The following is a 10,674-nucleotide window of genomic DNA, read 5'->3' on the forward strand; positions in this document are numbered from 1 at the left end:
AGCGTATACAATATCCTCATCAGGCTTGTTTTCTGTCGGAGGCTGAAATGTGGTTACTTGACCAGTGGGCGGAGCGTCATATTCTGGATGCCCAGCGCAACGGGGAATTTAATAATCTACCTGGTACCGGCGAACCGCTGGCGCTGGACGATGATAGCCATGTTCCTGTCGAACTGCGCGCTGGTTACCGGTTACTTAAAAATGGCGGTTGTTTGCCTCCGGAGCTGGAGCAGCGTAAAGAAGCCCTTGAGCTGGTTGACCTGCTGAAAAGTGTTCATCAGTCTCACCCGGACTACCAGGCACTGAGTAAGCGATTATCTCTGCTGGAATTAAAGCTACGCCAGGCCGGGCTGAACACCGATTTTTTACGCAGCGAGTATGCGGAAAAGTTATTGCACAAGATTCGCGAGGAGTGAGCTATGTACCGTATTGGTGAACTGGCAAAGCTTGCTGATGTTACCCCTGATACCATCCGCTACTATGAAAAGCAGCAGATGATGGATCATGAGGTTCGTTCTGAAGGCGGCTTTCGGCTTTACAGCGATTTGGATCTCCAGCGGCTACGCTTTATTCGTTACGCCAAACAGTTGGGGTTTACGCTGGAAGCGATCCGCGAGCTGCTGTCGATTCGCATTGACCCTGAGCACCATACCTGTCAGGAATCGAAAGGTATTGTCCAGGCCAGGCTTGCGGAGGTCGAAAAGAAAATCGCCGAGCTTCAGTTTATGCAACGCTCATTACAGCATCTGAATGATGCCTGCTGCGGTACCGCCCACAGTAGTGTCTATTGCTCTATTCTGGAAGCGCTGGAGCAGGGCGCCAGCGGCGTAAAATAAATCGGTTGCATATTGTGTTTTGGCGGTTCACACTGGCCGTGTTTTCAACTGAGGCGTTTTTATGAGCAAATATCAACATCGGCGGGGGCAAATAAAAGATAATGCCCTGCAAGCCTTATTGCATGATCCACTGTATCACCAGCGCGTAGAGAAGAATAAAAAAGGTAAAGGGAGTTACATACGCAAAGCAAAACACGCTCTGCGTGATGGGGAGGCCAGTGGCAAGCAGGCAAAGTGCCTTTTTACCACTGGCCTTTTTGCTATTGCGGGCGATTGTTTTGTTCTTTAAGCAGATCGCGAATTTCGCTCAGTAGTTCTTCTTCTTTTGTCGGTGCAGCAGGGACAACTGGCTCTTCCTGTTTGCGATGTAATTTATTCATCAGTTTGATGGCGAGAAAGATAGCAAATGCCACAATGACGAAATCAAAGATGTTTTGAATAAACATCCCATAATTCATTACAACTGCCGGGGTATCTCCTTCTGCAGCGCGTAGCACCCAGGAAAACTGTTTAAAATCAACTCCGCCGATGAGCAAACCCAGCGGAGGCATAATAATATCAGCGACTAGTGATGAAACAATTTTGCCGAATGCCGCACCGATAATCACACCCACGGCCAAATCGACCACATTCCCACGCATCGCGAATTCGCGGAACTCTTTTAAAAGACTCATATTAAACTCCCTGGACCAATAGACATTAGTAAGTTTAACAAATGATACGCTAATTGCCACAGGTCAAGGAGAACGCAATCCCTTAATTAATAAAGGGATAAGGAAGAGATGATGCGAGGAATATATATTATTCCTCGCATGAATGTTAAAGAAAGAAGGGGCTTGGCTGAAACAGGCGTTCCACATCAGTAATAAATTTCTTATCTGTCAGAAACATAATTACGTGATCGCCTTGTTCAATACGCAAATTATCATTGGCGATCATGACATCATTACCGCGCACAATGGCGCCGATAATTGTTCCAGGGGGCAGTTTTATTTCGTTAATAACTCTACCTACCACCCGCGAGGTACTTTCATCACCGTGAGCCACGGCTTCGATGGCTTCCGCAACACCGCGCCGCAGGGATGATACACCGACTATATCAGCTTTTCGCACGTGGCTGAGCAGCGCGGATACTGTAGCCTGCTGGGGTGAGATAGCAATATCGATAACGCTGCCCTGGACCAGATCGACGTAGGCCCGGCGCTGAATCAGCACCATGACTTTTTTCGCGCCCATCCGTTTAGCGAGCATAGCGGACATAATATTCGCTTCATCGTCGTTAGTGACGGCAATGAACAGATCGACCTGTTCAATATGCTCTTCCGCCAACAACTCCTGGTCGGAGGCATCACCGAAAAAGACGATAGTATCCTGCAGTTTTTCCGCCAGTTCAGCGGCGCGTTTCTGATCGCGCTCAATAAGTTTGACGCTGTAATCTTTTTCAAGACGCTTAGCCAACCCGGCGCCGATATTCCCGCCACCAACCAGCATGATACGCTTATAAGGCTTTTCCAGACGCTGGAGTTCGCTCATTACAGCGCGGATATTTTGGGATGCCGCGATAAAAAAGACTTCATCGCCCGCTTCAACGATAGTTGAACCCTGAGGGCGAATCGGCCGATCATGACGGAAAATAGCTGCAACCCGGGTTTCGATATGCGGCATATGCTCACGCATGGTAGAGAGCGCATTGCCAACCAGTGGACCGCCATAATAGGCATTGACTACCGCCAGGCTGACCTTACCTTCGGCGAAATTAACCACCTGCAGGGCCCCGGGGTACTCAATCAAGCGGTAAATATTGTCGATAACCAACTGTTCCGGAGCAATCAGATGATCGATGGGCACCGCTTCTGCAGTAAACAATTTTTCTGCATCACGCACATAGTCTGAGGAGCGGATGCGGGCAATACGATTAGGTGTATTAAACAGCGTGTAAGCCACCTGGCAGGCGACCATGTTGGTCTCATCGGAGCTGGTGACGGCAACCAGCATATCGGCGTCATCCGCTCCGGCTTCGCGTAACACGCGCGGGTGCGAGCCGTGTCCCTGAACAACACGCAGGTCAAACTTATCCTGCAGGCTGTGCAGACGATCGCCGTCGGTATCAACGACGGTAATGTCATTATTCTCACCAACCAGGTTTTCCGCCAGGGTGCCGCCCACCTGACCCGCGCCTAAAATGATTATTTTCATTGGCTTATCAACATCCGTCGTGAAACAGAATCCGCAGGGCGGATTAGCGTTTAATTAGCTTAGCGTAAAAGAATCCATCGCCTTCGGTACTGGCTGGCAGATTTTGCGTTCCGGGATGGTCTGGAGTGCCGGTTTCTACCAGTGTGGCATCCGGGGTTCGCCCTAAAAACGCGGCGATCTGCTGCATATTTTCTTCAGGCAGAACCGAGCAGGTTGCATAAAGCAGTGTACCGCCGGGTTTCAGGTGAGACCAGATAGCGTCAAGAATCTCGCTTTGTAGCCGGGCCAGCTCGGCGATATCGCTATCCCGCCGCAGCCATTTGATATCCGGATGGCGTCGAATCACGCCGGTCGCTGAACAAGGGGCATCAAGCAAAATGCGATCGAATTGCTGTGTGCCGCACCATTGTGCGGGGAAGCGTCCGTCCCCCTGTTTTACCTCCGCCTGCATGTTAAGCCGGTTGAGGTTATCGTAAACCCGCTTCAGGCGCAGCGCATCGACATCGACCGCCATGATTTTTGCTTCAGGCGCCGCTTCAAGGATATGGGTGGTTTTTCCTCCGGGCGCAGCACACAGATCGAGGATATTTTCCCCGTTTTGCGGCGCCAGCAAGCTAACGCACTTTTGTGCTGAAGCGTCCTGAACGGTTACCCAACCCTGATCGAATCCGGGTAGCATCTGGACCGCAACCGGGGTTTCCAGGCGCACCGCATCCGGATAGTCGGGGTGTGTAAATCCGTGGATACCATTCTCCAGGAGCAACGCGAGCCAGTTATCCCGGCTGTGATGCTGACGATTTACCCGCAACCACATAGGAGGATGCAGGTTATTGGCTTCAATAATGGACTGCCACTGCTGTGGATAAGCCGCCTTCAGACGCTTCAGGAGCCAAGATGGGTGAAGCCAGCGACACTCCTGCTGGGCTGATTCTGCCAGCAATGCATCCTGTTGACGTTGAAACTGGCGCAGCACACCGTTGATTAACCCTTTGAACTGCGGGCGTTTAATTGCAATCGCGCCTTCCACTGTTTCCGCCAGTGCGGCATGGGCAGGGATGCGGGTGTAGATTAACTGGTAAAAACCCACCATGATTAGATAGTGAATCGTTCTCTGTTTGCCGGTCATTGGACGTGACATCAGTTTGCCAACCAGCCATTCCAGCAGAGGGAGGGTTCGCGTCACGCCAAAACATAGCTCCTGTAGCAATGCCTTATCTTTGTCAGAGACTTTTTGCTGCAGCGGGGGTAGGACATTGCTCAGAGACTGACCTTTTTCAACGACCTGCTCAATGGCTTGTGCCGCCAGACTGCGAAGGTTGAGAGATTTTTTCATTGCCACGGCCTGGTTGTGTTACCTGTATCTGAAAATAAAAATGCCCGGAAGGCCGGGCACTGGCGATTGCTGAAACTATCAGGCAATCTTATTCCCGGGAACAAACCACTCCCGGCGCGAGTTAAGCAACTCATGCGCCTTCATCGCTTTTTTACCGGCGGGTTGGAGCTCTTCAAGATTCAGCACACCCTGTGCGGTCGCCACCTGAATACCCTGTCTACCGGCATCAAGGATGGTTCCCGGCGTTTTATCGCTTTGCGTATTGATGACCGAAGCTTTCCAGACTTTTACCGGCTGGTCGTCAATCATAAAGAAACTCATCGGCCACGGGTTAAAAGCCCGAATACAGCGTTCCAACTGCGCCGCAGAAAGCGTCCAATCCAGGCGGGCTTCCTCTTTGCTGAGTTTCTCCGCGTAAGTGACTTGCCCTTCATCCTGCACTTCAGGTATGGCGCTCCCTTCGGACAGTTGAGACAGGGTAGTCAGCAGACCCTGAGGGCCCAGTTCCGCCAGTTTTTCATACAACGTGGCGCTGGTGTCCTGGTCCGTGATAGGGCAGGCGAGCTTATACAACATATCGCCGGTGTCGAGGCCCACATCCATCTGCATGATGGTTACGCCAGTTTGCGTATCGCCGGCCCACAGTGAGCGCTGAATTGGCGCTGCTCCGCGCCAGCGCGGAAGGAGTGAACCGTGCACGTTAATACAGCCCAGCCTGGGCATCTCAAGTACCGCCCGTGGCAGAAGGATTCCCCAGGCGACGACGATCATCACATCGGCATTCAGGTCGCTCACCAGTTGTTGGTTTTCTATCGCCCTCAGTGTCGCTGGTTGGAATAGCGGCAAATTGTGTTCCTGAGCGAGGACTTTTACCGGGCTCGGCATCAGCTTTTTACCACGGCCAGCGGGCCTGTCCGGCTGAGTAAAAACACCAACAACCTGATGCTGAGAGGCGAGCAGCGCGCCGAGGTGGCGCGCTGCAAAATCGGGAGTACCAGCAAAAATAATACGTAATGGCTTGGACACGTTAATCCCTTTTTTATCGCTGGTTATGCAGTTTTGGCGTTCTGACGATCCAGCTTTTCCACTTTCTGACGAATGCGCTGACGTTTCAATGGCGAGAGATAGTCAACGAACAGCTTACCTACCAGGTGATCCATCTCGTGCTGAATACAGATAGCCAACAGACCATCAGTTTCCAGTTCGAAGGTATTACCATCCCGATCAAGGGCGCGAATTTTGACTCTTTCCGCCCGGGGTACCAGCGCTCGCTGTTCCGGAATCGACAAACAGCCTTCTTCAATACCGGTCTCGCCGCTTTTTTCCAGCATTTCCGGATTGATAAGAACCAGCCGCTGGTCGCGGGTTTCTGAGACATCAATGACGATAATACGCTGGTGAATATCCACCTGCGTTGCCGCCAGGCCAATACCTTCTTCTTCGTACATCGTTTCAAACATATCATCGACGATACGCTGAATTTCGGCATTAACTTCTTTTACCGGGTCGGCGACTTTGCGAAGACGCTCGTCCGGAAAATGTAAAACTTGCAATACTGACATAGTAATCCAGAGCTGTATTCAGGTAATAAAAGGTTTATTTCTACTATTCTAGACATTTCCCCGTCTGATTGACAGCATCTGTGACTAATCGCAGGGATTGTTGATGCTGTTTATGGCAGGGAGAAACACCATGCAAATGATGGAAATATGGCTGCGCTTAATGGCGGTTTATGGCCTGAGTGGGGAAAAAATGCTTCAGGCGGCTGCAGTCCTGCGGCATATGCCTGAAAATCCTGCCTGTTTGCTCCCCCAATCCGGTCTTTCGCCCCGTCAGTGCGCGCAGTTTAAACGCGTCACGCCGCAGTATATTGAAAAGGTGCTGCGCTGGCTCGATGCGGCGGATCATCACTTCATCACGGCGGAGAGCAAACACTACCCGCTTCAGTTACGAGCGATCGACTGGTTTCCCGGTGGGTTATTTGTGGCTGGCGATATCGCGCTGCTGACCAGGCCGCAACTGGCGGTCGTCGGTAGCCGTCTTTACAGTTGGTATGGCGAACGCTGGGGTAGGATACTGTGTCAGTCGCTGGCCGCGATGGGAGTGGTGATAACCAGTGGACTGGCGCTTGGTATTGATGGCATTGCGCACCGGGCCGCTCTGGCTGCCGGGGGGAAGACCGTAGCCGTTCTGGGAAATGGGTTTCCTGACATCTATCCTCGTAGTCATCAGGATTTGGGTGCTGCGCTGCTGGAGGCTGGCGGGGCGATTGTCTCAGAATTCTCGTTTCACGAACCTCCGCATCCGCGTAATTTTCCGCGGCGTAATCGAATTATTAGTGGCTTGAGTAAAGGCGTGTTGGTCGTTGAGGCTGCTCTGCGCAGCGGATCGCTGGTAACAGCGAGGTATGCGCTGGAACAGGGAAGAGATGTTTTTGCTATTCCTGGTCCGATTGGCAATCCCGGGTGTGAAGGGACCCACTGGTTATTAAAACAGGGGGCGATACCGGTGACTGAAGCAGAGGATATTCTGAATATGTGGCAAAACTCTCTGAACTGGTTGCCTGAGCCTTCTGAATCCGCGGAATATTCAGAGAATCAGCAACAACCTCCATTGCCATTTCCCGAGCTGTTAGCTAACGTAGGAGATGAGGTTACACCTGTTGACGTCGTCGCTGAACGTGCCGGCCAACCTGTGCCAGTGACTGTAGCCCAGCTACTTGAACTGGAGTTAGCAGGATGGATCGCAGCTGTACCCGGCGGCTATGTCCGATTGAGGAGGGCAAGCCATGTTCGACGTACTCATTTATCTGTTTGAGACCTACATTCATAACGAAGCTGAAATGCGCGTAGATCAGGATAAATTGACCCGGGATTTGACCGACGTCGGTTTTGACCGCGATGATATCTATCGCGCGCTGATGTGGCTTGAGAAACTGGCAGATTACCAGGAAGGTTTGGTGGAGCCAGTACAGCTGGCCGCAGACCCGCTTTCGGTGCGTATATATACGGCGGAAGAGAGTCAACGACTGGACGCCGACTGCAGGGGGTTTTTACTGTTTCTTGAACAGATTCAGGTTCTGAACCTTGAAACCAGGGAAATGGTTATCGAGCGAGTGATGGCGCTGGAGACCGATGAATTTGACCTCGAAGACCTTAAATGGGTTGTGTTGATGGTACTGTTTAACGTTCCTGGCTGTGAAAATGCTTACCAACAAATGGAAGAATTACTCTTCGACGTTAATGAAGGCACACTGCACTAGCAGGTGCTGACAGCACAGAGTTGTGATGGCTAAAGAAGCGCTTTTTGCCGTACATCATCAACAGCTTTGCCCGCATTGCGGCGCAGAGCTGGTGATTCGTAGTGGTAAACATGGCCCCTTTTGGGGGTGCTCCCGTTACCCGGAGTGCGATTATATCCGTTCCCTGAGCACTCAGGCTGATGGTCATGTCGTTAAAGTTCTGGAGGGGCAGCAGTGTCCACTGTGCCAGTCCCCCCTGGTATTGCGCCAGGGGCGCTTTGGCATGTTCATCGGATGCAGTGATTATCCGCAGTGCAAACATGTTGAACTGATCGATAAACCTGACGATACATCAATTCCCTGCCCGCAGTGCCACAGCGGTCATCTGGTGCAGCGGCGTTCCCGGTATGGCAAAACTTTTCACTCCTGCGATCGCTATCCGGACTGTCAGTTCGCCATCAATTTTAAGCCGGTAATGGGTGAGTGTCCGATTTGTCACTACCCGCTACTGATTGAGAAAAAAACGGCACGGGGCGTTAAACGTTTTTGTGCCAGTAAACAATGTGGAAAGCCGGTTACGGCGGAACAATTCAGTGAATAATAACCTGCCTGCAGGCCCGATCGCCGACATGGTCCGGGTCCTCAAACAACAAAATGTCATCGCTTATCCAACAGAAGCCGTTTTTGGGGTCGGATGCGATCCAGATAGCGAAGCCGCGGTGATGAAGCTGCTGGAACTTAAACAGCGGCCGATTGATAAGGGGCTGATCCTGATTGCTGCCGACTTTGAACAATTACGTCCTTATATCAATGACAGTGTATTAACCAATGTCCAGCGGGCTGACGTATTTTCCCGCTGGCCCGGGCCGGTCACTTTTGTCTTTCCGGCACGTACTGAAACACCACACTGGTTGACCGGGAGATTTGATTCTCTCGCCGTGCGGGTAACAGATCATCCTCTGGTGATTGCCCTTTGCCGCGCGTTTGGTAAACCGATTGTTTCCACCAGTGCCAATCTTAGTGGCTTGCCTCCGTGCCGAACCACCAGTGAGGTGATGGCGCAATTTGGTAAGGATTTTCCTGTGCTGGATGGAGAGACTGGCGGACGCCGGAATCCATCCGAAATTCGCGATGCGTTGACGGGTGAGCTTTTTCGACAGGGGTAGTGTGGCTTATGGAAGAATATGCAGTATTTGGCAATCCCATCCAGCAAAGTAAGTCACCGTTTATCCATCAGCTATTTGCCGAACAGACGGGGATTGAACATCGCTATGGTCGCGTTCTGGCGCCCCTTGATGGATTTGTGAAGACCCTTGATGCTTTTTTTGCGGCAGGTGGTAAGGGAGCGAATGTCACTGTACCGTTTAAAGAGCTGGCTTTTGAGCGTGCCGATGAACTGACCGAGCGCGCGGCGCTGGCTGGTGCGGTAAATACCCTTAAACGCCTGGAAGACGGGCGTTTGCTGGGAGACAATACGGATGGTATTGGTTTGTTGAGCGATCTGGAACGTCTGACGCTTGTCAGGCCGGGCGATCGCGTACTAATGGTGGGCGCCGGGGGGGCCGCCCGGGGGGGGCTATTACCCCTGCTCTCTTTCGACTGCCCGGTGACGTTAACAAACCGAACGTTCGCCCGGGCGGAAACGCTGGCAGGGCTGTTTCGTCATGCCGGTAGCGTGGCGGCAATCCCCCTCGATGCGTTGAGCGGGCACGAGTTCGATCTGGTTATCAATGCGACTTCCAGCGGCATTGGCGGAGATATTCCGGCTCTGCCGGCATCGGTCATTCATCACCAGACGCGCTGTTATGACATGTTCTATCAGAAAGGGGATACCTCGTTTATTCGCTGGTGTCGTGAACGGGGAGCTCAGCACTGCGCTGATGGTCTGGGGATGCTGGTGGGACAGGCAGCGCACGCGTTTCTGTTGTGGCACGGTGTATTGCCGAGAACAGAGTCGGTTATTGAGCGATTAAAACAGGAACTGGGCCAGTGAACCAGGCAATTCAATTCCCCGACCGGGAAGAATGGGACGAGGGGCGAGGAGCCATCTGTTTTCCTGTGCTGGTTAACGGCATACAACTGACCTGTGCGATTCGCGGGACATCTATGGCTGTGCGTTTTGGCGGTTCATCGCCAGCGGAATGGCTTGAACGTTTTCAGGCATTCCGCTGGGATCTGGAAGAAGAAGCACAGTCACTGATTGAAGCACAGCGTGAAGACGATCAGGGCTGGGTCTGGTTGCCCTGAAACAGATAATCATTTTTCCAGTTTACATAGTTGTTGGCGGAATATTTTAACCCTTCCCGCTCAGTCTCGCTCAGCGGGCGGATTTGTTTTACCGGACTACCCAGATAAAGATAACCGCTTTCCAGGTGTTTATGCTGCGGTACCAGACTTCCTGCGCCAATCATTACATCATCTTCTACAACTACGCCATCAAGCAGGATGGATCCCATTCCGACCAGAACTCGATTGCCAATGGTGCAGCCATGGAGCATCACTTTATGCCCGACGGTGACGTCTTCACCGATGACGAGTGGATTGCCTTTCGGGTTACTGGCGGATTTATGGGTTACGTGGAGTACGCTGCCGTCCTGGATATTGGTTCTGGCGCCAACCGAAACGTAATTAACATCACCACGAATCGCCACAAGAGGCCAGACGCTGACATCATCCGCCAGGCGCACATCGCCGATGACGACGCTGGAGGGATCAATCATAACGTGCTGGCCGATCGACGGATAAAGCGTTTTATAAGGACGAATAACCTCTGACATATATCACCTTTAACTACGGTATCTGTGCAGAGACTGTGATCGCTTTTAACGATAGCTGCAAGAGTAATTACATATCCGGATCATCGACGATCGATGGAAAAGACTGAAAACTAAGCAAACGGAAAAAAAGATCGAAAAAACGCTTGTGCAAAAAAATGGGATCCCTATAATGCGCCTCCGTTGACACGGCACTTGTGAACAATATCACAGGGTAAGCCAGTGGAGATGAAGAGAAAATCCTGAATATCAGGGTTGACTCTGCAAGAGGAACGCGTATTATACGCCACCTCG

At 51.9% G+C, this 10,674-nt stretch carries 15 protein-coding genes; 9 read left to right on the forward strand and 6 right to left on the reverse strand.

Going from position 1 to position 10,674, the window contains the following annotated elements:
• The first annotated feature begins 47 nt into the window (after positions 1-47).
• From AQ981_RS24150 to AQ981_RS26495, 3 genes are all read left to right on the forward strand, one after another.
• Positions 48-416, forward strand: coding sequence for a DnaJ family domain-containing protein (locus tag AQ981_RS24150; protein WP_058914312.1), 369 nt, complete (start codon positions 48-50; stop codon positions 414-416).
• A 3-nt stretch (positions 417-419) separates the two neighbouring features.
• Positions 420-836 (forward strand): Zn(2+)-responsive transcriptional regulator, encoded by a 417-nt coding sequence (gene zntR / locus AQ981_RS24155; protein WP_058914313.1) that lies wholly within the window; start codon positions 420-422, stop codon positions 834-836.
• A 61-nt stretch (positions 837-897) separates the two neighbouring features.
• Positions 898-1,125: an alternative ribosome-rescue factor A gene (locus AQ981_RS26495; protein WP_071609007.1), complete on the forward strand. Its 228-nt coding sequence runs from the start codon at positions 898-900 to the stop codon at positions 1,123-1,125.
• Here the strand turns inward: AQ981_RS26495 and mscL are convergent.
• From mscL to def, 5 genes are all read right to left on the reverse strand, one after another.
• Positions 1,097-1,510, reverse strand: coding sequence for a large-conductance mechanosensitive channel protein MscL (gene mscL, locus AQ981_RS24160; RefSeq protein ID WP_058914314.1), 414 nt, complete (start codon positions 1,508-1,510; stop codon positions 1,097-1,099). The two genes, AQ981_RS26495 and mscL, sit on opposite strands and share 29 nt — an antisense overlap.
• A gap of 145 nt (positions 1,511-1,655) precedes the next feature.
• A complete protein-coding gene (trkA, locus tag AQ981_RS24165) occupies positions 1,656-3,032 on the reverse strand; it encodes a Trk system potassium transporter TrkA (protein WP_058914315.1) in 1,377 nt (458 codons plus the stop codon).
• Positions 3,033-3,075: 43 nt separating this feature from the next.
• Positions 3,076-4,365, reverse strand: a complete 1,290-nt coding sequence (gene rsmB, locus AQ981_RS24170; RefSeq protein WP_058914316.1) for a 16S rRNA (cytosine(967)-C(5))-methyltransferase RsmB — start codon at positions 4,363-4,365, stop codon at positions 3,076-3,078.
• Positions 4,366-4,443: 78 nt separating this feature from the next.
• On the reverse strand, positions 4,444-5,391 hold the full coding sequence (gene fmt, locus AQ981_RS24175) for a methionyl-tRNA formyltransferase (protein WP_058914317.1): 948 nt from the start codon (positions 5,389-5,391) through the stop codon (positions 4,444-4,446).
• 23 nt (positions 5,392-5,414) lie between these two features.
• Complete coding sequence (gene def, locus AQ981_RS24180; RefSeq protein WP_058914318.1) at positions 5,415-5,927, reverse strand: peptide deformylase; 513 nt, start codon at positions 5,925-5,927, stop codon at positions 5,415-5,417.
• A gap of 130 nt (positions 5,928-6,057) precedes the next feature.
• On the opposite strand from def, the gene dprA reads away from it, so the two are divergent.
• Genes dprA through AQ981_RS24210 form a run of 6 tightly spaced genes read left to right on the forward strand, consistent with a single transcriptional unit; the run spans position 6,058 to position 9,853 of the window.
• Positions 6,058-7,182 carry a DNA-protecting protein DprA gene (gene dprA / locus AQ981_RS24185; RefSeq protein ID WP_058914325.1) on the forward strand — a complete coding sequence of 375 codons (1,125 nt, stop codon included), beginning with the start codon at positions 6,058-6,060 and terminating at the stop codon, positions 7,180-7,182.
• Positions 7,154-7,627, forward strand: coding sequence for a DUF494 family protein Smg (smg, locus tag AQ981_RS24190; RefSeq protein WP_058914319.1), 474 nt, complete (start codon positions 7,154-7,156; stop codon positions 7,625-7,627). Before dprA ends, smg begins: the two co-directional genes overlap by 29 nt.
• A 25-nt stretch (positions 7,628-7,652) precedes the next feature.
• On the forward strand, positions 7,653-8,207 hold the full coding sequence (locus AQ981_RS24195; protein WP_058914320.1) for a DNA topoisomerase family protein: 555 nt from the start codon (positions 7,653-7,655) through the stop codon (positions 8,205-8,207).
• Positions 8,200-8,772 (forward strand): L-threonylcarbamoyladenylate synthase type 1 TsaC, encoded by a 573-nt coding sequence (gene tsaC / locus AQ981_RS24200; protein WP_058914321.1) that lies wholly within the window; start codon positions 8,200-8,202, stop codon positions 8,770-8,772. The genes AQ981_RS24195 and tsaC overlap by 8 nt, the downstream gene beginning before the upstream one ends.
• 8 nt (positions 8,773-8,780) lie before the next feature.
• A complete protein-coding gene (aroE, locus tag AQ981_RS24205; protein ID WP_058914322.1) occupies positions 8,781-9,599 on the forward strand; it encodes a shikimate dehydrogenase in 819 nt (272 codons plus the stop codon).
• On the forward strand, positions 9,596-9,853 hold the full coding sequence (locus tag AQ981_RS24210; RefSeq protein WP_058914323.1) for a DUF1488 family protein: 258 nt from the start codon (positions 9,596-9,598) through the stop codon (positions 9,851-9,853). Before aroE ends, AQ981_RS24210 begins: the two co-directional genes overlap by 4 nt.
• Here the strand turns inward: AQ981_RS24210 and AQ981_RS24215 are convergent.
• Positions 9,829-10,383, reverse strand: coding sequence for a gamma carbonic anhydrase family protein (locus AQ981_RS24215; RefSeq protein ID WP_058914324.1), 555 nt, complete (start codon positions 10,381-10,383; stop codon positions 9,829-9,831). The two genes, AQ981_RS24210 and AQ981_RS24215, sit on opposite strands and share 25 nt — an antisense overlap.
• Positions 10,384-10,674: the final 291 nt, after the last annotated feature.

Origin of the sequence: Entomohabitans teleogrylli (assembly GCF_001484765.1) — a bacterium.
Taxonomy (GTDB): Bacteria; Pseudomonadota; Gammaproteobacteria; order Enterobacterales; family Enterobacteriaceae; genus Entomohabitans; species Entomohabitans teleogrylli.